The organism is Bradyrhizobium sp. 142, assembly GCF_023074015.1.
In the GTDB taxonomy this organism is placed as follows: domain Bacteria; phylum Pseudomonadota; class Alphaproteobacteria; order Rhizobiales; family Xanthobacteraceae; genus Bradyrhizobium.
On record NZ_JADPKQ010000110.1, the window covers coordinates 37,329 to 58,275 of the forward strand.

Genomic DNA, 20,947 nt, shown 5'->3' on the forward strand with positions numbered 1-20,947 from the left:
GCCTCAAATGCCCCGACGTCTGACTGTGCTTTGGGGCCGCTGCGGGGGGCTGCGCCGTGACTGATCAAACCATCCTGCGGGTCGCCTGGCTCTACTACATGGAGAACCTGACCCAGGCCGACATCGGCGAGCGGCTCGGGCTGACCCGCGCCCGCGTCAACCGCATGCTGTCGGAGGCCCGCCGGACCGGCATCGTCAACATACGCCTCAACTCCGCCTTTGCGAGCTGCACGGAGCTGGAGCATCGCCTGCGCCGAGAATGCGGCCTCGAGGATGCCGTCGTCATCCCGAGCCCGCAGAATCCCGACCAGGTCGGCAGCCTGATCGGGATGGCGGCGGGAGCGTATCTATCGAAATTCCTCGAGCAGAAGCGCCCGCGCATCATCGGCATCGGCTGGGGCGCGACCTTGCGCGAGACCATCCGTTACGTCACATCGGCGGACTATCCCGAACTGTCCATCGTCTCCATGATGGGAGGCCTGTCGCGCGGACTCGAGCTCAACACCTTCGAAATTGCGGGTGAGCTCGCGCACCGGCTGCACGCCCAGTGCAGCTATCTGGCCGCCCCGATCTTCGTCAGCAGCCGGCGCTCGCGCGACACCTTTTTGGCTCAAGAGGTCTATCAGGAGGTGCTGAACAGCGTTGATCGGATCGATCTTGCGCTGTTGAGCATGGGAGATCTGACGCCGCGCTCGCTCCTGATGCGCCATGGGCTGCCGCCGGACGTGCGTGCCGAGCAGCTGCGGGCGGCAGGCGCCGTCGGCGACGTGCTGGCGCAATTTCTCGACAAGACCGGCCGGCCTATCGATCATGGCATCAACAGCCGTGCCATTGCGCTGCCGCTCGAGAAGCTGGCGCGTGTGCCGACGTCGATGCTGATCGCCGGGGGGCTCAACAAGGCGCCGATCATCGCCGCGGTGCTGCGCGGCCGGATCGGCAAGGTGCTGGTGACCGACGAGAACGCCGCCGTCGCCGCGCTGAAATTGATCGACAAGCAGAAATAGCTGCATTTTCGCGCCCAAGAGGGGAGCCGCGCCTTCGACACCGGGGCGCGATAGCCCGCATCCGCGCCGAATGGCGTGTAAAAGCATTTGTTATCCCGGAGTTACATATGTAATATGAAGAGACAAATGCTCAGAAGGATGGCGTCGACATGCGCGCTGCGGTGCTCCAGGACATTCGTGATATCCGCGTCCTCGATATCCCCGAGCCGAGGCCGTTCGCGGAGGACGAGCTCATCATCCGAGTCAAAGCTGTCGGCGTCTGCGGCAGCGACCTGCATTCTTATCTCGAGGGCGGAACAACCGGCCCGACGCACGTCAGGCCATTCGTTCTGGGGCATGAATTCTCGGGCGTGCTCACGCCGGACTCGGCGCGCAAAGCGGGGCTCTCGGCCGACGCGCTGGTGGCGGTCGATCCCTCCATTCCCTGCGGCCATTGTGAGTGGTGTCACCGCGGGCACACCAATCTCTGCCCCAATGTCAAGTTCCTCGGTTACGCCCCTCACAACGGCGCCATGGCCGAATTCGTCTGCGTGCCCAGATCCGCCGTGCATTTGATGCCGGACAGCATCGACCCGGCCGGCGCGGCGATCCTGGAGACGCTCGGCGTCGCAATCCATGCCATGGATCTGGCGTGTCCGCGGCTACTGGAAACCGTGGCGGTGCTCGGCTGCGGGCCGGTGGGATTGTTGCTGGTGCAACTGGCGCGATTCGCAGGCAGCGGAAAGATCATCGCGATCGACCCCGTCGAGCAGCGCACCGCGCTGGCCTGCGACCTCGGGGCGGATGTGGCGTGCCGCAGCTACGCCGAGGTCGGAGATGCCACCGAAGGTCGCGGCGTCGATCTGGTGATCGAGGCGACCGACTCCTCGCATGGCTTCGAGCATGCGGCGCGTTGCGCCCGTATCGGTGGCCGGGTCGTTCTTGTCGGCATCCCCGAGAACAACCAGTACATCCTCAGCGGCGCGGAGTCGCGCCGGAAGGGCCTGTCGATCAAGTTTTCACGCCGCATGCCGGAAGTCTATCCGCGAGCCATCGCGCTTGCGCATGCCGGGCAGATCAAGCTGGCGCCGCTGGCCACGCATCGGTTCTCGCTCGAGCAGACGCCCGCCGCGTTCGAGCAGCAGGTCGCGCGGCGCGATGGCATCATCAAGGCGATCATCTGCCCGTAGATTGAGCGCTATCCAAGAGCCTGGTGCAGTGGGATAGGCACAGAAGCAGGACCTGTCGTGACGTGATGGCGAAATCGTCGAAGTTGGTCGTCGCAAGAAAAGGTCGCGTTCTCCTGGTGCGGCGCAGGCGCGACGGGCTCTGGATGTTTCCCGGCGGCCGAAGGCGGGCAGGCGAGAGCGACAGGAGCTGCCTTCGTCGCGAGATCAAAGAGGAGCTTCCCAAGCTGAAGCTCGGGCCGTTGAAACTATGGAAGGAAGTAAAAGCGAGGAAGAGCCGAACCGGCCGGCGAATGAGTGATGCGATCTTCCTGGCCAAGAAGGCGTCGGGGCGCCTGAAGGTTGGCGACAAGAATGAGATCGATAAAGCGGTCTGGCGCAAGCCGCGCGGCGCCAGACTGACGCCGACCTCGCGCTACATCCGCGACAAGCTGTTTCCGAGGCGAGGCCGCCGCTAGGTGGCTTGCGCCAAACGGTTCCTTCGGGTGAAGGTTCGTCCGTCATGCGGGTCTGGAACTGCTCGTCATTGTAGCGCCTGGCGCAGGAGAGCGAGCAGTTCCTCGTGGATCAATCCGTTGGAGGCGATCTTGTCGAGATCGTCGTTGCGGCACGGACGTCCCGCCAGCGTCGTGACCTGGCCGCCGCCGGCCCACACCATCGGGATCCCGGCCGCGTGCGAGACGATGTCCGCTTTCAGTGAAACAAAGCCGTCCAGCCGACCCGAGGCGACCATCGTCGTCTCGAGGGCGCCGGAGACGACGATACGCACGCCGCGGGCCACTCTGCCGAGCAGTTCAATCACGCGCGACGTCCGTCGGACTTCCTCGGGCGAGAAGTGAGAGGTTAGAATCACCGAAACGACCGCATCCGACAACGAACGCGTCGTCGAGACGCATGCCGGCACGCTATCGATCGTCGCGCCTTCTCCCGCCAGATAGCGCGCCGTCAGTCCGATCTTGGGAGAGTTGATCAGGCCGAGTTTCGTCTCGCCGCCAACCTCGTAAGCGACCGTCACGGAAAACCACGGCAGTCCCCGCGCGTAGTTGATTGTCCCGTCGAGCGGATCGATGATCCAGCGCGCAGCGTTGTCCCCTGGGCTCGCGCCGCTCTCCTCGGCCAGGATGCCGGCATCCGGCGTCAGCGCCTTCAGACCCGCGACGATGATCGCCTCGGAGGCGAGATCCGCCTCGGTGACGATGTCGAGATGGTCCTTGCGCTCGGTGCGCAGCGGCGTGGACTGCATCGCCACCAGCTTGGCCGCCGCCTCGCTAACGACGGCCTCTGCGCGCGCTAGCAGCGTCGGAAGGCTCTTGCGCTGCTCGATCCCCGGAGAGTTCCGATCGGGTGCTGCGATGTCGAACGGGCGACCATACACTCCGATCGGAACAAGATGGCTGCTGATGCCCATATCCGGCCGCCAAACGTGCAACGCAAAACCCGGCGGCTCCTTGATGAAGCGATTGGTGCTGCCAGACCGCAGGTCGAGCGCGACCTGGTGCGCCGTGCTGGGCGCCACATAGCCCACTGTCCCCGCATAGCGCACCGTAATCGAGCGGTGATAGTGACCGCACAGCACGCGTTCGATTTCCGGATGGTCTTTGATGATTGCGTCGAGCGCGTCGGCTTCGAGGAGGCGCAGATCGTCCATCCCGTCGGCTCCGACGAAGAACGGCGGATGATGAATGACGATAAGTGTCGGTTTGCCGCGTCCGGCCGCGAGCACGTCGCGCAGCCATTGTTGCCGTGCCGGACAGAAGGTTCCGTGGATCTTTCCAGCCTCGACGCTGTCGAGGAAAATCAGCCGCAGCGGAAAATCGTCCACGACAAAGTTGATGAACCCGTCGGGCGGGAGGTAGCGGTGGCGCGGGCGGAGCGACGATATGAGCTGCTCGCGCCGGTCGTGGTTGCCGGGAATGACGAACACCGGCATCGGCAGCCTGGCCAGGCCGGCGGCGACGATCTCGTATTCTTCGTCGAGCCCGCCATCCGTCAGGTCACCGCTGACTACGACGCAATCGGGCCGTGGGTCGAGCCTCAGCACGGCGTCGATCGCGCTCTGAAACATCGCGTTAGTATCGACATGGCCGTAAGCGAACTTGCCGGGCGGTCGGATGTGCAGATCGCTGAGCTGGGCAATGATGAACACAGAATTCCGCCTCCGAGGAGAAAAGTTGTGGCTTGCGTCCGGCCGCTTGCCGCAATCGATTGCCCGCTGCCTACGAACTCTTCATCAAGGCATTGCTTTCCTTGACCATGCGGTCGAGCCCGGCCTCGATGGGCGTCTCGCCGCGCATGACGGAATGGATGATCTCGCGTTGGGTACGCCAGATCTTCACGGACTGTCCGCCCGGATAGCCCTGCCACGGCTTCGCGCGCTCGATCTGCTTCGACACGGTGCGGAAGTTCGGGTTCTTGTCGTAAAACGGAGCCAGGAATTCGGGCCCCGAGGCACGCAAATTGGTCGGCATATAGCCCGTGGTTTCGACTACGATCTTCTGCGCTTCCGGACCACTCACGAACTTCAGGAATTCCCAGGCGGCCTGCTGCTTCGCCGGATCTTTCGCCGTGATGATTGCCGCGTTGCCGCCGGTCGGGAGTCCACCCTTTTGCTTGTCGTCGATCGGGAAGGTGCAGGTGCGCAAGGTGAACTTGTCGCCGATCAGGTCCGTGACCTGGCGCAACCGAGCCGGTGTGTCGGCGAAAATGCCGATCTTTCCGGCGATGAATTGCTGGCGCGAGGAGTCCCAATCAATCAACGGCATCTTGGCGTCGGCCACGAACCGTCGGCAATGGGCCAGGGCCTTCAGCCCGGCGTCGCTGCCGAAACCGGCCGCGGTTTCCGATGCATCGAGCATCTGACCACCACCTTGCAGGATCAGGGAACGGAACAGCCAGTCGTCGGGCCAGTCATGGATGTTATAGGCTATGCCGGCGACATCGGACCCCTTGCTCTTGATGTTGGCGGCGAGGGCGATCATATCCGTCCAGTTGTCCGGCATCTTGTCCGGATCGCCGCCCGCCTCCTTCACGAGTTGCGCGTTGAAATAGATGATCGGCAGCGAGGCATTGAACGCGAGGCCGTAGATCTTGCCGTCGACCGCGCCGAGCGCCAGGATCCCATCGGAATAGTTGGCCTTGCGCCAGGCGGCATTCTCCTTCTGCAGCATTGGTGCCACTTCCGTGATCTGGTTGCGCTTCACCAGCGTGCGCACGAGCTCGGCGAGCAGGTGATAACCCGAATAATAGACGTCGGGCAGCTGGTTGGTGACGGCCTGCCGCAGCATGGTCTGATGACCTTCGTCATAGCTCGCCGCCGGCGCCCGGAACTGGATCTTGATGGCGGATTGCTGCTTCATGAACTCCTGAGCGATCGGTTCATGGAATTTCGCGAAGGCGGGAAAGGCATAGAGTACGTCCAGCGTCACGTCCTGCGCGTGGGCCGACCGTGTCAGAAACGGACTTGAAAGCGCGGTCGTCCCGACGGCCGCGGCGCTCTTCAGGAGGTCTCGGCGATGCAGCATGGCGGTATCTCTCCTGGCGGTGGTTGAAGTCATTTGATTCCGGTCATCGTGATGCCGGCGATGAAATGCCGCCGCGCGATCAGGAACGCGACGACCAGCGGTGCCGTGATAATGGTGGCGCCGGCGGCCAGCGCCCCGTAATTCGAGCCCAACTCGGAATCGGCGAAATACATCATGCCGAGTGGCGGCGTTGCGAGCTTGGTGTCGGAGACGACGATGAGCGGCCAATACAGATCGTTCCAGTGCGCCACGACAGAGAAGATCGAAAACGCCGCGATTGCCGGCCAGGCGCTCGGCACGACGATGCGCCACACGATTTCGAACTCACCGACACCGTCGAGCCGCGCGGCCTGGATGATCTCGTCCGGATAGGACTTGAAGAACTGGCGGAACAGGAAAATCGCGAATACCGACAGGAAGAACGGCATCATCATCGAGAGATAGGTGTTGAGGATGCCGAGCTCGGCGAACGCGATGTAGAGCGGGAGCGAGGGCGCCTGGACAGGGATGCAGAGACCGAGCAGGACCAGCGAAAACAAGATCGGCCGTCCCGGAAACCTCAGCTTGGCGAGGGCATAGGCGCAGGGAATGGCGACCAGCAGCTGGACGACGAGGATTCCGCCGCAGACGACGAGACCGTTGAACAGAAAACGCAGGAGCGGCGCGGTGTTCAAGGCAGATTCGAAGTTCTGCCATCCGTAGAACTGGCGCGGCCAGAGCCGGAAGGTCGCCTCAAATATCTCGCCCGGCGGCTTGATCGCGCTCGTCAGCATGAAGACGAACGGCAGCAGCATGAAGACTGCGCCGCTGATCAGCACCGCGTGGACGAGGGCAAGCGACACGAGGCGCCGCATCCGGACCGCAACCGGCGCAGGCGGACGGGCGATCGTGGCCGATATGCGCATCAATAGTGCACCCGTCGATCAAGGATGAAGGTTTGCAGCACCGAGAACACCAGGGTGAACGCCAGGAAGACCAGCGTGAGCGTCGCCGCATAGCTCATGTGAAAGTACTGAAACCCCTCCAGATAGATGGCATACAGGAGCACCTCGGATGCGCCCCCGGGGCCGCCACGCGTCATCACCGCAACAGTGTCGAAGATCTTGAACGCCGTGATGAAGGTCGTCACGGTCACGAACATCGTCGTCGGACCAAGCATCGGCCACGTCACTTTCAGGAAGCGGTCGATGGGATGGCTTGCGCCGTCGATATCGACGGCCTCATAGAGGTCTCGGGGAATCGCCGAGAGGCCGGCAAGGAACAGCACCATGTTGAAGCCGACAAGCTGCCAGATGCCGATCGCGGCGAGCGTCGGAATGACGAGGCGCGGCTCGCTCAGGAATGCCGTCTCGGCGAAGCCTAGGCTCTTGAGGGCTTGGTTGATGAGCCCGAGGCTGGGGTGCAGCATGAACTGCCACATCGTCGCCATCGCAATGAGCGTCGAGGTGACGGGGAGAAAATAGATCACTTCATAGAGGGCGCGCGTGCGCTTGCGCCGATGAATTAGGATTGCCACCAGCAGCGAGATCAGGACGCCGCCGGGCACGACGATCGCCACATAGAGCAGGGTGTTGGTAACCGAGCGCCGGATCACGGGATCCTGAAGCGCCGTGCCGAAGTTCTTGAGACCGACGAACGAGAAGTCGAGCGCGCCCAGCTCGTAATTGGTGAAACTGAGAAACGCGAGAGCAGCCAGCGGCGCCAAATTCGTCAGGACCAGCAGGATGAGGGCGGGTGCTGCAAAGCCTAGCCCCGCGAACCGTTCGATCCATCGCTGGCGGCTGGCCGGCGGCGCGCAGGCGAGCGGGGTGATTTCTGGGGTGATCGCGTTCATCGGACCTCGCTCGCGCGGCGCAGGTCGCGGCCGGCCGCATCGCGGCTTTCCACCTCGATGCGGCGGCCATTGTTGTCGAACACGTGGCAATCCCGCGGCTCGAAGGCGAGCGTGACCTCGCCCTCGGGAATGGGCATATCATTGTCGATCCGGCAGAGTACCGCCACCTCCGGAGAGGCCACGAGGTCGAAGTGAAGAATGCTCTCCGAGCCGAGATTTTCGCGGCGCCGGAACTTGCACGTGATCGTGCACGGTCCTCCCCCGATCCGCATTGCCTCCGGACGCACACCGATCGTCAATTCGGGAGCTGGCGCGTTGCGAACATCGATCGGCAGTGTGCGGCCGAGCAGCTCGATCTGGCGGTCGGATCCCACGCGGGCCGGAAATAGATTGATCGCCGGACTGCCAATGAACTGCGCGACCGCGGTCGTGGCGGGCAGTTCATAGACATCGGCGGGTGTGCCGAGTTGGAGTATTTCGCCGTGATCCATCACGGCAAGGCGATCGGACATCGTCATCGCCTCGATCTGGTCGTGTGTCACGTAGATCATCGTGACGCCGAGGCGCGAGTGCAGCTCGGTCAGCTCGCCGCGCATGTGCACACGAAGCTTGGCGTCGAGGTTCGACAATGGCTCATCCATCAGAAAGGCTTGCGGATGACGCACCATTGCGCGGCCGAGCGCGACTCGCTGCCGTTGCCCGCCGGAAAGCTGTCCAGGACGGCGATGAAAGAAGGTCTCGATGCGCAGCTGCTCCGCGACGGCGCGCACCTCACGCGCGATCTCGTCCATGACGCCCCTGCGGCGAGGGGACAGATGACGCATCAGCGGCAGCCGTTCGAACAGGTTGAGGCGCGTCATGGTGAGCGGCAGCGCGATGTTGTCGAACACCGACATGTGGGGATAGAGCGCGTAATTCTGGAACACCATGGCGATTCTGCGCTCGTGAGGCCGCATATGGTCGACCGAAGTACCGCCGATCGACACCGAACCGCTGTCCTGCGATTCAAGGCCGGCGATGATGCGCAGGAGCGTCGACTTGCCGCATCCGGAGGGGCCAACCAGCGTCAGAAACTCTCCGTCCGCAATATCGAGATCGATGTTATTGAGAACGGCCGTGTCGCCGAAAGTCTTCCCGATGCCGCGCAATGTGAGGCCGGCCATCTCGGATTAAGCCTCAGCTTCGCGCGTCGGATAGACCTCGTGTACGACATCGTCGATCCAGTAATCGATAAGACCGGGCACCGGACGGATGTTCACTTCGATGCTTTCGCCGTCGATGTCGTAGATCACTGCTCCGAGCCGCGCGGTGCCGCCCATTGGCGGCGCCAATTTCTCACCGACCAGAAAGCTGGCCGCCGGCCCCCAGACGTAGTGGGTGCCGTTCAGCCGAATCTCGTGCCAGCGATGCAGATGTCCGCTGGCCACGATCTCCACCCGATAACGATGCAGCAAATCGAGAAGGGCGCGACGCGGCTCCGGCTTGACCGACCAGTAACCAGTGTCGGCCTCAGTCGGGGACTCGATGAAGAGCGGCCGGTGCGTGAACCAGGCAATGCGACGCCCCGCAGCATCGGCCATCGCCGTCTCGAGCCATTGGGTCTGCCGCGCCTCCTCGGGTCCGCCGCCGAAGATCATCGAATTGAGCCCGATCAGGCGCCAGCCCTCCACATCGCGTAGCCAGCGGTCGTCACCGAAGTGGCCGCGAAAGCGATCAAGCCGCTCGTCATTCACCGGCTGGTGCGGGTTGCCGACTTCGCCGACATCGTGATTTCCCGGAACCGCCAAGACCGGGACGCCGAGCGACGCCAGTTGGGTTGCGCAATAGGCTCCGTCGGCTTCCTGATCGGCGCCGTCGATCGTTACGTCACCGGTATGTATGACGAGATCTGGTTTATGCTGCGCGATCCAACGCGCAAGCGGTGCCCAGTTCGCCTCGAAGTGCTGCTTGCTCGGGCTGAGATGCGTATCGGAAATCTGAATAACTCGGACCATGACGCCTCTGCTTTGGGTCGCGTGTCATGCCGTGCGTTGGGCGCACAGCGGTCTCTCTCTCGAATCGAACGCCTCGATTCTGGCCACGCGAGGTTGGCACAGTCATTTGCAATTGCTTGACTCGAGATTTCTGGCGCTCCCTCCCTTCGACAGCGCTAAGCAGCTTGAATGTTTTCGGTAACTATACATATGATCGTCAGTGGTGACAATTGTAATTTCGAGTCGGGGTCTGAAGGCCGGTTTCGATCGGCTCACTGAGGTTCGGCCATGCCACGACTACCTCAGACCAGTGCCCTGGGTACGTTGCCTCATCGAGCTGCTCGTGGAGGTCTGCGCATGGTGCCGAAGGTGGTGAGTTCTCCCTCGCGTGCGGGGAGAAGAAACGGCACCTGCTGCCTACCAACGTATCAGTTGGTCGCCGTCGGCTGCTGCAGCTGAATGTCACACTTGAGGAGCCGAGGGGCGTGTTGCCCCCAAAGTGTGGAGCCTCTGAAGCAGCGAACGTCAGTTTGGGAGAAGTGAGCTGACGTGGTTTGACCTTGATTGTTGTAGCTAGATCAAATTTGCCTATGATGGATAGGAGCTCGCTCTTGAGCAGGTGTGCGAGATGGACGGCGTCTTCAATGGCCATGCCGGCGCCTTCGGCGAGCGACTGGAGCGTGGCGTGTGCCGAATCGCCGAGGTGAGTCACCCGGCCCGTTGACCACCGTCTGACGGGATTCCGGTAGGCCAGGGGCCAGCGCCTCGACAGGTCCATCAATCCAATGATTGCCTGCATCTCCGGATGCGTATTTCGATATGTGTTTCATTGCACGTGTAAATGAGCGCATGGCTCTCCTCCATTGCCCAATGGATCTGCCTCGGGCAGCGTGGAGGCGTTTGAGCCGGACACCCTAAGGCGTGGTTTCGGGGTCTCTCATCAATCGTTGAATTTGAAACCGGGTAAGGGCTCACCCGCCGGCCCAGGATCGGCAATCGAAGCGCAATTGGACTGCATCGGAGTCCCCGCCAGGGCGGCCTGAACGAATGCAAGTTCGTCGGAATAGGCTGCGTGCACCGTTCCGTTATGGCTCACGCCGGCATAGGTCTTCCAAACCACATGGCTCCCGGCAGCGCAGAGGGCTTCAACTGCGGCATATTGGCGCTGCGGTTGGATCGACTTGTCGGCCAGGCCCGTCGCGAGAAAGACCGGTACCGGCATTCGGACCGGACTCATATTTATGACGGCACTTAGACGATCCGCGATGACTGGATCTTTCAGGCTGTTTGCCAGGGTCAGGCCATTGCTGCGAACGACCTGTGCAAGCTCCGCGTTGCATCCCTCGCGGGCGGCCTGCAGCAGTGGCTTCCCTACCTCAGTAACGAGGTCGCCCGGCTTTATCGCGTCGTCCCCGAGAGCACCGCCGATCATCATGAGAATGGTGAGTTGCGGCGGAACTGAACGCGCAAAACTCTGCTCGCTTGAAGGCTTCTTGTCTGCCGGGGGAAACGCGGAAATGACGCCGGTTGCGATCGATGCCTTGATGTTGAGGTCGGGCGCGTAAGAGGGCGCCAGACGCGTTGCGCCGAGCGAGGCGCCGGAGCCTTGCGACTGACCCGTGATGATGATGGCGTTGGTGATCTGCCCGTTTGAATGGTCGAGCGCTGCTCTTGCGGCATCGAGCACCGAGCGTCCTTCTGCTTCCCAGTTCAGGTAAGGATGCGGGCCGGGCCCGCCGAGACCTTGGTAGTCAGTCGCAACGACGGCGAACCCTTGTTCCAGCCAATCGTTGATGTACTCGCCGTCCCGCGGTCGATGCCTGCTCCAGGACGGGGCACACCTGTCCGAGACGCCGAGCGTGCCATGCGCCCAGGCAACAAGCGGCCATCCGCCCTGTGGCGCGGCCTGCTTCGGAAGATAGAGAGTGCCGCTTACCGGAACAATGCCGGATCGCCATCTTGAATCCACCGAAGTGTACAGGATTCTCCTCGCCGTTGCGGCCGCAACGATCTCAGGCTGATCGGGTAGCCCCTCCTGGCGTAGCATGAGACCTGGCTTCTCGGGCAAAGCGTCGGTCCAGCGGTAGAACGGCGACAAATCCTGATCACCAACGCTCGGCCCCTGAGGTAGTGATTCCGCTGCGGCGTACAGCGTGCCCGGACAAGGCGAGGCGCAGAGAGCGAGTGCCGCAACGCCCATTCTTGCAAGTGCTTTCATCGTTTGCGTTCCTCCGTTTTTGTGCAGCTCGCGAGGCTGCACTCGTTTGTGACTCGTCACGTTGCTCCCTACGGCGCTGATCCCTACGCACGTCCTGAGCTACGTCTATTTTCCCGCACTCGAAAGGCGCGTTAGCAGCCAATCGAGGATCCTATCCCACCTGCGGCCTGATCCGCCGGATGACATCTCCCCACTTTTCCGATTCCGCCTTGAGCAGCGCAGCCGCTTGGCTGGGCTCGGAGCCCGCGGCTCGAGGCCAACCTTGGCGAACCGAGCCACCGCGTCGGGCTCCTGCAGCACAAGATTGAATGGGTTGTTGATCTTGCCGACGATTTTGTCCGGCATCGCTGCCGGACCGTAGTGCGCGAACCATGTTTCGACGACATAGTTGGGCAAGCCTCCCTCGGCGGAGCCGACTTGATTTGCTCACCGTAAGCGTCGTATTTGGGTGCCCCATAGGAGACAACCGCGCCCCCATTCATGTAAAATGACTCAGGCAAGACATACCGCTCCACCCGCTTTCGTCAGGTTGCGATGTCAGTTCGAAGAGCCAGTCGAGCAGCTCAAGCCGTTTCGCATCTTGCGGCATGAGCTCACCGGCCGTTGAACACCGGCTTTCGCTTTTCGCGGAACGCCGCCAGCGCCTCCTTGGTGTCCTCAGTCTCCGCCAGTGCTGCGGTCTGACTCTGCTCGTAACGATAGCCGTCGCGAAGCACTGCGAGCGGCACCTTTTCGGCTATGGTCCGTGCGATGGACGTGGCCTCTTCGAGCAACTTCGCCCCCGGCACGCAGAGGGATGCAGCGTTCATCCGCAGCAGCTCCGGCCCGTAGATCCGCTTAGCCGTGTAGATCATCAGTCGCGCATCGGACGGGCTGAAGGCGCGCAACACGTGGCGGACGCCGCCGGCAAGACCGTAGTCGACCTCCGTCATGGACAGGAATGCCTCCTCGGCAACGACGAGGATGTCGCACACGAGCGCAAGGACGCAGCCCGCGCCGATCGCGGCGCCGTTGACCGCGGCAATCACCGGCTTCGGACATTCGAGCACGCAGTCCAACGACGCGCGAACAAGCCGGTTGTGCCGCGAATACCCGCCGGGTTCGGCCAGGATTGCTGCGCGCTCGGAAAGATCCGCGCCTGCTGAGAAGGCCTTGCCGTCGCCGGTCAGGACGATCGCGCGGACGTCGGCGTCTGCGCCGAGCACGTCGAAGGCGCGAATGCATTCCTCGCGGAAACGACGGTCCTGGGCATTCACCGGCGGGGCGGTGATCGTGACGGTTGCGACATGGGCCTCGACCGTGACGCGGAAGCGTTCGATGTCCTCTAATCCTCTCATGCTTGTTCCTCCTTGTTGAAATCGTAAAGACTGGCCGGGTTCACGACCAGGATGCGCCGAATGAGCGCCCCGTCATCGATCCACTCCTGGAAGAGGTCGGCGAGACGTCCGGCATCCGGCGCCGGCTGCACGCGGACATAGGGCCAGACGGAGCCCCACACGAGCCGGTTCGGTGCGCGCTCGACGACGCGATCGTGAAGCGGCCTGATGCGCGCGTAGTCCGATCCGCCGGCGGACAGCCGGCAGAGCACCAGCTTCATCCACAATGCGCCGTCGGCGAGCAGGTCGACGATCCGAACAAAGGCCACCCCGTCCGGACCTTCCCGTGCATCCGGGTTACCCATGTGGTCGATCACGAGCGGCACGCCGAGCCTGAGCAATCCTGGCAGATGCTCTGCAAGCTGAGATGCACTGGCCTAGAGCTGGGCGTGCATGCCGGTCTCGCGCATGCGTGGCGCCAGGGCATGAAGGGCCGCAAAACCGACGCTGCCGGGATAGCGTTCGCCGGACGGCGTGCGCATTTCGGTGAAGCGCAATCCGACGATGCCGCCCGTGCGCCAGCGCTCGAGTGTCGGGTCGCCGATGGATTCGTCCGCCACCGCGACTCCGCGCAAGACCTTAGGCGCGCCGGCGATGGCGGCCAGCATGGCGCTGCCCATCAACGGTTTCGAGAACAACGTCTCGCAGCTCCTGGGCAACGTAGTGGATGCGTTCGCCAGGCCGGGTCCGTTGCCCGGCTCATCGAAAAAAGGCTTTGAGGAGAATATCGGAAAGCTTGAAGGGATTACTCTCTGATCCAGCTCAATTTACTTCAGGTCAAGCAGTTATTGCTCGTTCGTCGGGCCCACGTTCGTGTCGGCCAGAACTAATCGAGGCTCGTTCCAAAAGGCATCTTAGTTGCAACTAGCTGTACTCGGCTACGATGTTTCCAGACCTGCTTATGCTTACTCGCTAGAATGAGACAGAACTGGAGTTTCGGCTCGGATACGCACATCGCTCTGTAAAACAAAGAAACTGTCGCACCCGACACGATTCGAACGTGTGACCTTTGCGTTCGGAGAGCATCGGTCAGTCGCCCCCTTTCTGTTAGGATCGGGCCTTGCGCCGCTTCTATCGTGCGGCCAATCCGCTGCCGTTTCTCTAATGATGGTCAGAAGCTTCATCGGGGTCGAGCGCGCCGCAGAACAATCGGCGCGGAATATGATGCCGATGACTTTCTCGCGGTCCTAGTGGGCTGCCAATCCACTTTCACCGGCGAAGGTGATGTTTCGTCAGTCGTTCGCTCTCAAGGAGATGAGCGGTTGGCACTAAGCGGGGCAGATTGCTACGGCGGTTGACCGGCTTTCTCCACATCGAATGCGTTGCAGATGACGCGCGGCTTGACTCGGACGGACTCCCAGACTCATAGTTAGCATAATGCAATTGAAGTAATCGCATTGCGATTAATTGCGGCAACAACGCTGCTGGGCAGTCTCTCCCTGGAGGCCGGTTGATGGCATTGATCGAGGCATTCAAGCGCTTGCTGGGTGACACGGCAGTGCTGACTCGCGAGGAAGATCTTGCGGGGCTCACCGAGGATTGGCGTGGCCGTTATCGCGCCCCGGCGTTGTGCGCAGTTCTTCCCATCAACACAGAGCAGGTCGCTGCCGTCGTTCGCCTTTGCGTCGAGAACGGGGTGCCAGTGCTGCCGCAGGGCGGCAACACCAGCCTGTGCGGCGGCGCGACGCCATCCGAGCATTCAAAGCCACCGGTCATTATCCTGCTGACGCGGATGCGCAGGATCAGGTCGATCGATCCCGTCAACAACACGATGGAGGTTGATGCCGGCTGCGTGCTCGCCGCGATCCAGGAGGCTGCTGCCGCGGCAGACCGGCTTTATCCGGTGAGCCTGGGTGCCGAGGGCTCCTGCCAGATCGGCGGCAACATCGCCACCAATGCCGGCGGCACCGGGGTGCTGCGCTATGGCAACACCCGCGACAACGTGCTCGGCCTCGAGGTCGTCCTGCCTGACGGCGCGATCTGGGACGGCCTCTCGGCGCTGCGCAAGAACAATACCGGCTACGACCTCAAGCATCTCTTCATCGGCTCCGAGGGCACGCTCGGCATCATCACTGGCGCCGTGCTGAAGTTGCATCCGCTGCCGAAGCCGGAAGCCGTGGCCTGGCTCGCCGTCGACAGTCCGCAGCAGGCGCTGGACATGCTCGGCCTGTTCCAGGCCGCCTGCAGTTCGCGGCTTTCGGCCTTCGAGCTGATGAACGCCAAGCAGGTCCAAATCGTCCTCGAGGAGGTGCCGGGCCGCCGCTGTCCGGTCGAGCGCGTCGACACCTGGCATGTCCTGGTCGAGTTGTCCGACACCGGCAATGCGCAAGAGCTCGCCGCAACGATGCAGGCCGTGCTCGAGCGCGCGCTCGAGGCCGGGATCATCAGCGATGGCGTCGTCGCATCGAGCGAGGCGCAGCGCAAAGCCATGTGGCTGGTGCGTCACAGCGTCTCGGAAGCCAACAAGAAGGCCGGCGTCGGACTGACGTCGGACACCGCCGTTCCCGTGTCGGCCGTGCCGGCCTTCATCGAGCGCGCGATGGCATCGGTGCGCGCCATCGTGCCCGATCTGCCGTTCGTGATCGTCGGCCATATGGGCGACGGCAATATCCATCTCATCCCGTTCTTCAGCTTTGACGCCTGGGATGCGCTGCCGGATCGCGACGCTGTCGGCGCACGGATCCGCCGCGCCGTCAACGACGTTGCGAGCTCGCTCCGCGGCACGTTCAGCGCCGAGCACGGCGTCGGGCGCACCCTGACCGGCGAGATGGAGCGCTACAAGCCGCCAGTCGAACTCGCATTAATGCGGGCCGTGAAGCAGGCGTTTGATCCGCTGGGCCTCTTCAATCCCGGTCGTGTTCTGCCGCCGCCATCCGCGGCGGGCGCCGCGTCGACGTCTTCGCCGTCAATCGCAAGATCATAGAGAGGGGACTGACATGAGCCATCTTCCGAAGATCATCACTTCCCGCCGCCGCCTGCTTCTTAGTGCCGGAGCGGTCGCGCTGGCCGCACCCGCCGTCTGGTCTCCATCGCGCGCCGCGGGCAAGCGCATCGTCGTACGCGACGACGGCGGCATCTACACCAAGGCCTACGGCGCCGTGTTCTACCGGCCATTCACGGAGGCGACCGGAGTGGAGGTGGTCGGGGTCCAGGCCAATGCGGAGCCGGTCGCTCAGATCAAGACCATGGTCGACACCAAGAACTACACCTGGGACATGGCCAAGATCAGTTGGCCCGCGATCCTGCTGCTGACCACCGGCAGCAAGCAATATCTTGAAAAGCATGGCCTGGAATCCGAGCCGGTGATCAAGTCGATTCCGGCCGAATTCATGTCGCCCTACGGCGTCGGCACCAATGTTTATACCACCGTGCTCGCCTATCGGAAGGATGCCTTCAAGGGCCGCAAGGCGCCGCAATCGTGGGTCGATTTCTGGAACGTGACGGATTTTCCGGGACGTCGTGCCGTGCGCAAGCATCCGTTTGATACGATCGAGGAAGCGCTGATGGGGGCGAGCGTGCCGACGAACCAGGTCTATCCCTGCGATCTCGACAAGGCGTTTGCTTCGCTCGACAAGATCAAACCTTCCGTCGCGGTATGGTGGACAAGCGGCGCGCAGGTCGAGCAGATGCTGACCTCAGGAGAGATCGACCTGCTGCCGACCTGGGTGTCTCGTCCGCAGTCCGCGCAGGCGGCCGGTGCTCCCGTCGAGATCATCTGGAACCAGGGGATCTGGGGCGGCGATAACTGGTCGATCCTCGCCGGGACGCCGAATGCCGACGCCTGCCGCGAGTTCATTAAGTTCTCGTCGGACCCGAAGCGGCAGGCCGCGCTTGTCGAATATTTCCCGGCCGGCCTCACCCAGCCGGAGGCCTTTAATTACGTCAAGCCGGAGGTCGCCAAGAACTGTCCGACCTATCCGGACAACATCAATGCCGGCCTGAAGATCGATGCGAAATACTGGAACGACAACCAGGCCGCCGTCATCGAGCGGTTCAACAGCTGGATCCTGGCTTGAACCGCGTGTCACAATCGGAGCAGGCCATGGTGTCGTCGAGCCTACGCACCTCTGGACTCTGCAAGCATTATGGCGACTTCGTCGCGCTGGCACCGACCAATCTCGACGTCGCCAGGGGCGAATTCCTCACGCTGCTCGGCCCATCCGGATCGGGCAAGACCACGCTGTTGAGCCTGATCGCAGGTCTTACCCATCCCGACAAAGGGCAGATCCTCATCGACGATGCCGATGTCACGCACAGCCCAGCTTACGCGCGCGACATCGGCGTCGTGTTCCAGAACTATGCGCTGTTTCCTCACATGACGGTCGAGGACAATATCGCGTTCCCACTGAAGATGCGAAAGGTGGCCGACGCCGAGGCACGCCGGCGCACCGCAAAAGCACTGGAAACGGTGCGCTTGCCGGATGTTGCAAAGCGCTATCCGCGCGAGCTGTCCGGCGGCCAACAACAGCGCATCGCGCTGGCGCGCTGCATCGTCTATCGGCCTGCCATCATTCTGATGGACGAGCCCCTTGGCGCGCTCGACAAGAAGCTGCGCGACCAGATGCAGCTCGAGATCAAGCGTATCCATCGCGAGCTTCGCACCACCATCGTCTATGTCACCCATGATCAGGAAGAGGCGATGACCATGTCCGATCGCATCTGCCTAATGAATGCAGGCGCGATCGAGCAGCTCGGCACGCCGCAGGATCTCTATTTCCGTCCGCGCTCGCTGTTCGTCGCGGACTTCCTCGGCGAGTCCAATCTGCTGAGCGCCACGGTGCGCGACGTCGATGCGCAGGGGCTCGATATCGTGCTGACCGATCAGGCGCGTTCGCGCGCCGTCGGCAATGGCAGCAGCTTTGCCGCCGGCGAACCCATCAAGATCATGGTCCGGCCTCAGAATCTCCAGGTCGAGGACGGTGCTGCCGGAAACGGCAAGCTCGCGGGCCGGCTGGTCGATGTGATGATCAGCGGCAGCATGACGCGGCTCTACATTGAGCCGGAGACCGCGAGCCTGCCGCAGCTCGTCGCTTCTTATCCGACCCGCTCGAGCTCGGCGCCTTACGAGATTGGTCAGCGCCTGTCGCTCGGCTGGAATCCGGCGGACGCTGTTGCGATCCGCGATGGCGGGGGGCTGTGAGGCCATGGTATTGCTGCGCGCACAGCAAAAGCAAATCTGGACGCGGGTCGCGATGGGCGCGCCGCTCGTCATGCTGCTCGCCCTGTTCCTGGTCTATCCGGTCGGCCAACTGCTGCTGCTTAGTTTCTACAACGACAATGGCTTTACATTCGCGCAATACCGCCAGCTCTTTGCGTCCTCCGTCTATGTCGACGTCCTCCTCATCACGTTGAAGATTTCGCTGGCCACGACGCTCGTCTGCGTCGTGACGGGGTATCCCATCGCCTATCTGATCTCGGTGGTCGGAAAGGAGCGCAAGGCGACGCTGCTGTTCTGGGTGCTGCTGTCGTTCTGGACCAGCTTTCTGGTGCGCGCCTTTGCCTGGATCGTGCTGCTCGGGCGCAACGGCGTCATCAACAAGCTGTTACTGTCGTTCGGCATTATCTCGAGCCCCGCGAGCCTGCTTTATAATTTCGGCAGTGTCCTCGTCGGCATGGTCAATGCGCTGCTTCCACTCGCCGTGCTGACCATGCTGTCGGTGATGGAAAACATCGACCGCAACCTGCCGCGCGCGGCTGCGACGCTCGGCGCGCGGCCCGGCATGGCGTTCTGGAAGATCTACTTTCCGCTGTCGCTGCCCGGTGTCACCGCGGCGGGGATCATGGTGTTCGTCACAGCGATCGGATTCTTCATCGTGCCGGCGCTGCTCGGCGGTCGGCGTGAGACCATGATCACGCAGCTCATCATCGATCAGGTCCTTCAAACCATGAACTGGGGTTTTGCCGGCGCGATCTCGGTGCTGCTGTTGCTTGTCGTGCTGGTCGTCTTCGCGGCTTATGACCGGCTGCTCGGCCTCTCGACGATGACCGGCGCAGCCACAGCGCGCCGTGCGACGCCCTCGCGCCTGTCAGGCCCGGCGAAGACAGCCGGCGACGCGCTTCTCACGATGCTCGGGACGATCTCCGACCGCATCATCCTGCTGTTGCCCTCTCACCGCCGCGAGCGCGGTCCCGACCAGGCTGGCTTCGGATTGCAGGCGTTCGTCTGGACCATGCTCATCGTCATCAGCGCGCCGACGATCCTGATGATCCCGCTGTCGTTCGGCAGCGGCGGCCTCAACTGGCCGCCCCAGGGCTTTACGCTGCATTGGTACGAGACCGTGCTTCAGTCGCCGCTGTGGACCCAGGCGATGTTGCGTTCGCTGATGGTCGGTCTCGGCACCGGGCTGCTCGCCATGCTGATCGGGACGCCGGCTGCATTCCTGTTGGTACGTAGCGAGATCCCGGGCAAGGCCGCCTGGCTCGCTTTCATCCTGTCGCCGATCGTGGTGCCGCGCATGATCATCGCGGTCGGTCTGTTTTATGTCTTTGCGCGCATGGGCCTCGTCGGAACGGCCACCGGCCTCGTTCTCGGACACACCGTCGTGGCGGTGCCCTATGTCGTGATCACCATGATGGCCGTGCTGCGCAGCTACGACACGCGGCTGGACCACGCCGCGCAAAGTCTCGGCGCGAGGCCGATCGCAACGCTGCGCTACGTCACCTTTCCGATTCTCGCAGCCGGAATGTTCTCCTCGTTCCTGTTCGCGTTTGCAACTTCATTCGACGAGCTGACGATCGCGCTGTTTGCGACCGGCGGTCTCAACGCCACGCTGCCAAAGCAATTCTGGGACGAGGTGACGCTTCAGGTCTCGCCCGTCATAGCTGCCGTCTCCACCTGCCTGTTCATCTTCATGGGGCTTCTGATTTTCGTTGCCGAGCGCTTGCGTCGGCGCGCCGCCGCAAGATAGCCGCCCACGTTCCTAACGAGAGGTTCTCGCCATGCTGACTGCAAATCGCCTTCGCGGCCTCTTTCCCGCCATTCCGACGCCTGTGAGGGCCGACGACACCATCGACGCCGATGCGGTGTCGGCGCTGTTCACCTGGCTCCTCAAGCAGGGCATTGACGGTGTGGTGCCGCTCGGCGGCACCGGCGAGTATGGCGCGCTATCGCGGGTCGAGCGCAACCGGATGGCGGGGTTGTCGGTAAAGGCCATGGCGGGCAGGGGGCCCGTTATCGCCGGGGTGCTGGACACCGGTTTTCACGACGCCTTGCAGGCCGGCAAGGAATTTGCCGCCGACGGCGTGGACGGCCTCCTGGTCCTTACGCCATATTATACCAATCCGACTCAGGCCGGCATCCGCGACTATTTCCTGCGCTATGCCGATGCGTCGCCGGTGCCTCTCCTGATTTACGAGATCCCCTACCGCACCCGGATTGCGATCGAGCCAAAAATCCTGCATGAGCTCTCCAGGCATCCCAACATCATCGGAATGAAGGCCTGCAACCTGGACATGTACCATTTCATGCAGGTTGTGGCCGGTGTCGACGACAGCTTTGCGGTCTTGAGCGGCGAGGATAGCCTGTTTCCGCTTCACCTCGCGGCGGGCGCCAAGGGCGGCATCATCGTGACTGCTTGCCTCTTGCCGCGCGCGTGGCGGCAGATTTTCGAGACGGCGATCGCGGGCCGCACCGCAGAAGCGCTCAGCCTGCACCGCCGCCTGATTCCGTTCATGAACATGGCATTCGCCGAGACCAACCCGGGACCGATGAAGGCGGTGATGGACATGATCGGCGTCGATGCGCCGCGCATGCTGGCGCCGCTGGTCCAGCCCGCGTCCGCGCTGGTCGCGGCATTCCGCGCCGAGCTCGGTAAGCAGTTGGCGATCTCGGAAAGCGTTGGGTGACGAGAGGACG

General features: G+C 62.8%; 18 protein-coding genes and 1 pseudogene. 9 read left to right on the plus strand and 10 right to left on the minus strand.

The features are described 5' to 3' along the window. The first annotated feature begins 56 nt into the window (after nucleotides 1-56). From IVA82_RS10930 to IVA82_RS10940, 3 genes are all read left to right on the plus strand, one after another. On the plus strand, nucleotides 57-1,004 hold the full coding sequence (locus tag IVA82_RS10930) for a sugar-binding transcriptional regulator (RefSeq protein ID WP_247391326.1): 948 nt from the start codon (nucleotides 57-59) through the stop codon (nucleotides 1,002-1,004). 149 nt (nucleotides 1,005-1,153) lie between these two features. Further along, nucleotides 1,154-2,173, plus strand: a complete 1,020-nt coding sequence (locus IVA82_RS10935; protein WP_247391328.1) for an alcohol dehydrogenase catalytic domain-containing protein — start codon at nucleotides 1,154-1,156, stop codon at nucleotides 2,171-2,173. Between the two features lie 65 nt (nucleotides 2,174-2,238). Next, a complete protein-coding gene (locus tag IVA82_RS10940; protein WP_247391492.1) occupies nucleotides 2,239-2,628 on the plus strand; it encodes an NUDIX hydrolase in 390 nt (129 codons plus the stop codon). Nucleotides 2,629-2,693: 65 nt separating this feature from the next. On the opposite strand, the gene IVA82_RS48935 is transcribed toward IVA82_RS10940, so the two are convergent. From IVA82_RS48935 to IVA82_RS10990, 10 genes and pseudogenes are all read right to left on the minus strand, one after another. Beyond that, the gene (locus IVA82_RS48935) at nucleotides 2,694-4,316 is read right to left on the minus strand and encodes an inositol monophosphatase family protein (RefSeq protein ID WP_247391330.1); all 1,623 of its coding nucleotides are present in this window, start codon (nucleotides 4,314-4,316) and stop codon (nucleotides 2,694-2,696) included. Nucleotides 4,317-4,386: 70 nt separating this feature from the next. After that, a complete protein-coding gene (locus tag IVA82_RS10950) occupies nucleotides 4,387-5,691 on the minus strand; it encodes an ABC transporter substrate-binding protein (protein ID WP_247391332.1) in 1,305 nt (434 codons plus the stop codon). A gap of 29 nt (nucleotides 5,692-5,720) precedes the next feature. Further along, a complete protein-coding gene (locus IVA82_RS10955) occupies nucleotides 5,721-6,545 on the minus strand; it encodes a carbohydrate ABC transporter permease (RefSeq protein ID WP_247493302.1) in 825 nt (274 codons plus the stop codon). 50 nt (nucleotides 6,546-6,595) lie between these two features. Then, the gene (locus IVA82_RS10960; RefSeq protein WP_247391334.1) at nucleotides 6,596-7,525 is read right to left on the minus strand and encodes a sugar ABC transporter permease; all 930 of its coding nucleotides are present in this window, start codon (nucleotides 7,523-7,525) and stop codon (nucleotides 6,596-6,598) included. Continuing rightward, entirely contained in the window at nucleotides 7,522-8,688 is a 1,167-nt protein-coding gene (locus tag IVA82_RS10965) for an ABC transporter ATP-binding protein (protein WP_247391336.1), read from the minus strand. The genes IVA82_RS10960 and IVA82_RS10965 overlap by 4 nt, the downstream gene beginning before the upstream one ends. Nucleotides 8,689-8,694: 6 nt before the next feature. Next, nucleotides 8,695-9,519, minus strand: a complete 825-nt coding sequence (locus tag IVA82_RS10970) for a metallophosphoesterase (RefSeq protein ID WP_247391338.1) — start codon at nucleotides 9,517-9,519, stop codon at nucleotides 8,695-8,697. Nucleotides 9,520-10,438: 919 nt separating this feature from the next. Next, a complete protein-coding gene (locus IVA82_RS10975) occupies nucleotides 10,439-11,716 on the minus strand; it encodes a lipase family protein (protein WP_346658822.1) in 1,278 nt (425 codons plus the stop codon). A gap of 593 nt (nucleotides 11,717-12,309) precedes the next feature. Further along, nucleotides 12,310-13,053: an enoyl-CoA hydratase-related protein gene (locus IVA82_RS10980; protein WP_247391340.1), complete on the minus strand. Its 744-nt coding sequence runs from the start codon at nucleotides 13,051-13,053 to the stop codon at nucleotides 12,310-12,312. Further along, nucleotides 13,050-13,451 (minus strand): annotated as a pseudogene (locus tag IVA82_RS10985) (amidohydrolase family protein); the annotation flags it as partial. The pseudogene IVA82_RS10985 and the gene IVA82_RS10980, both read right to left, overlap by 4 nt. 18 nt (nucleotides 13,452-13,469) lie before the next feature. Next, a complete protein-coding gene (locus tag IVA82_RS10990; protein WP_247391344.1) occupies nucleotides 13,470-13,700 on the minus strand; it encodes a hypothetical protein in 231 nt (76 codons plus the stop codon). On the opposite strand from IVA82_RS10990, the gene IVA82_RS10995 reads away from it, so the two are divergent. The 6 genes from IVA82_RS10995 to dapA all read left to right on the plus strand — a co-directional run bounded on the left by IVA82_RS10995 (nucleotide 13,699) and on the right by dapA (nucleotide 20,937). Continuing rightward, nucleotides 13,699-13,848: a hypothetical protein gene (locus IVA82_RS10995; protein ID WP_247391346.1), complete on the plus strand. Its 150-nt coding sequence runs from the start codon at nucleotides 13,699-13,701 to the stop codon at nucleotides 13,846-13,848. The two genes, IVA82_RS10990 and IVA82_RS10995, sit on opposite strands and share 2 nt — an antisense overlap. Before the next feature lie 697 nt (nucleotides 13,849-14,545). Further along, entirely contained in the window at nucleotides 14,546-16,015 is a 1,470-nt protein-coding gene (locus IVA82_RS11000; protein WP_247391348.1) for an FAD-binding oxidoreductase, read from the plus strand. Nucleotides 16,016-16,028: 13 nt separating this feature from the next. Next, on the plus strand, nucleotides 16,029-17,108 hold the full coding sequence (locus IVA82_RS11005; RefSeq protein WP_247391350.1) for an ABC transporter substrate-binding protein: 1,080 nt from the start codon (nucleotides 16,029-16,031) through the stop codon (nucleotides 17,106-17,108). A gap of 26 nt (nucleotides 17,109-17,134) precedes the next feature. Continuing rightward, nucleotides 17,135-18,232: an ABC transporter ATP-binding protein gene (locus IVA82_RS11010; protein ID WP_247391496.1), complete on the plus strand. Its 1,098-nt coding sequence runs from the start codon at nucleotides 17,135-17,137 to the stop codon at nucleotides 18,230-18,232. Nucleotides 18,233-18,236: 4 nt separating this feature from the next. Then, on the plus strand, nucleotides 18,237-20,000 hold the full coding sequence (locus tag IVA82_RS11015; RefSeq protein ID WP_247391352.1) for an ABC transporter permease subunit: 1,764 nt from the start codon (nucleotides 18,237-18,239) through the stop codon (nucleotides 19,998-20,000). 31 nt (nucleotides 20,001-20,031) lie between these two features. Then, entirely contained in the window at nucleotides 20,032-20,937 is a 906-nt protein-coding gene (dapA, locus tag IVA82_RS11020) for a 4-hydroxy-tetrahydrodipicolinate synthase (RefSeq protein ID WP_247391354.1), read from the plus strand. The last annotated feature ends 10 nt before the right edge of the window (nucleotides 20,938-20,947 follow it).

Coding starts and splice junctions, on each gene's coding strand:
- IVA82_RS10940 (WP_247391492.1), top strand. CDS start 2,239: ATGGCGAAATCGTCGAAGTTGGTCGTCGCAAGAAAAGGTCGCGTTCTC.
- IVA82_RS10995 (WP_247391346.1), top strand. CDS start 13,699: ATGGCGCTGCCCATCAACGGTTTCGAGAACAACGTCTCGCAGCTCCTG.
- IVA82_RS10965 (WP_247391336.1), bottom strand. CDS start 8,688: ATGGCCGGCCTCACATTGCGCGGCATCGGGAAGACTTTCGGCGACACG.
- IVA82_RS10990 (WP_247391344.1), bottom strand. CDS start 13,700: ATGCTGGCCGCCATCGCCGGCGCGCCTAAGGTCTTGCGCGGAGTCGCG.
- IVA82_RS10975 (WP_346658822.1), bottom strand. CDS start 11,716: ATGAAAGCACTTGCAAGAATGGGCGTTGCGGCACTCGCTCTCTGCGCC.
- IVA82_RS10960 (WP_247391334.1), bottom strand. CDS start 7,525: ATGAACGCGATCACCCCAGAAATCACCCCGCTCGCCTGCGCGCCGCCG.
- IVA82_RS11000 (WP_247391348.1), top strand. CDS start 14,546: ATGGCATTGATCGAGGCATTCAAGCGCTTGCTGGGTGACACGGCAGTG.
- IVA82_RS10955 (WP_247493302.1), bottom strand. CDS start 6,545: ATGCGGCGCCTCGTGTCGCTTGCCCTCGTCCACGCGGTGCTGATCAGC.
- IVA82_RS10935 (WP_247391328.1), top strand. CDS start 1,154: ATGCGCGCTGCGGTGCTCCAGGACATTCGTGATATCCGCGTCCTCGAT.
- IVA82_RS11010 (WP_247391496.1), top strand. CDS start 17,135: ATGGTGTCGTCGAGCCTACGCACCTCTGGACTCTGCAAGCATTATGGC.
- IVA82_RS10950 (WP_247391332.1), bottom strand. CDS start 5,691: ATGCTGCATCGCCGAGACCTCCTGAAGAGCGCCGCGGCCGTCGGGACG.
- IVA82_RS10980 (WP_247391340.1), bottom strand. CDS start 13,053: ATGAGAGGATTAGAGGACATCGAACGCTTCCGCGTCACGGTCGAGGCC.
- IVA82_RS10970 (WP_247391338.1), bottom strand. CDS start 9,519: ATGGTCCGAGTTATTCAGATTTCCGATACGCATCTCAGCCCGAGCAAG.
- IVA82_RS11005 (WP_247391350.1), top strand. CDS start 16,029: ATGAGCCATCTTCCGAAGATCATCACTTCCCGCCGCCGCCTGCTTCTT.
- IVA82_RS11015 (WP_247391352.1), top strand. CDS start 18,237: ATGGTATTGCTGCGCGCACAGCAAAAGCAAATCTGGACGCGGGTCGCG.
- dapA (WP_247391354.1), top strand. CDS start 20,032: ATGCTGACTGCAAATCGCCTTCGCGGCCTCTTTCCCGCCATTCCGACG.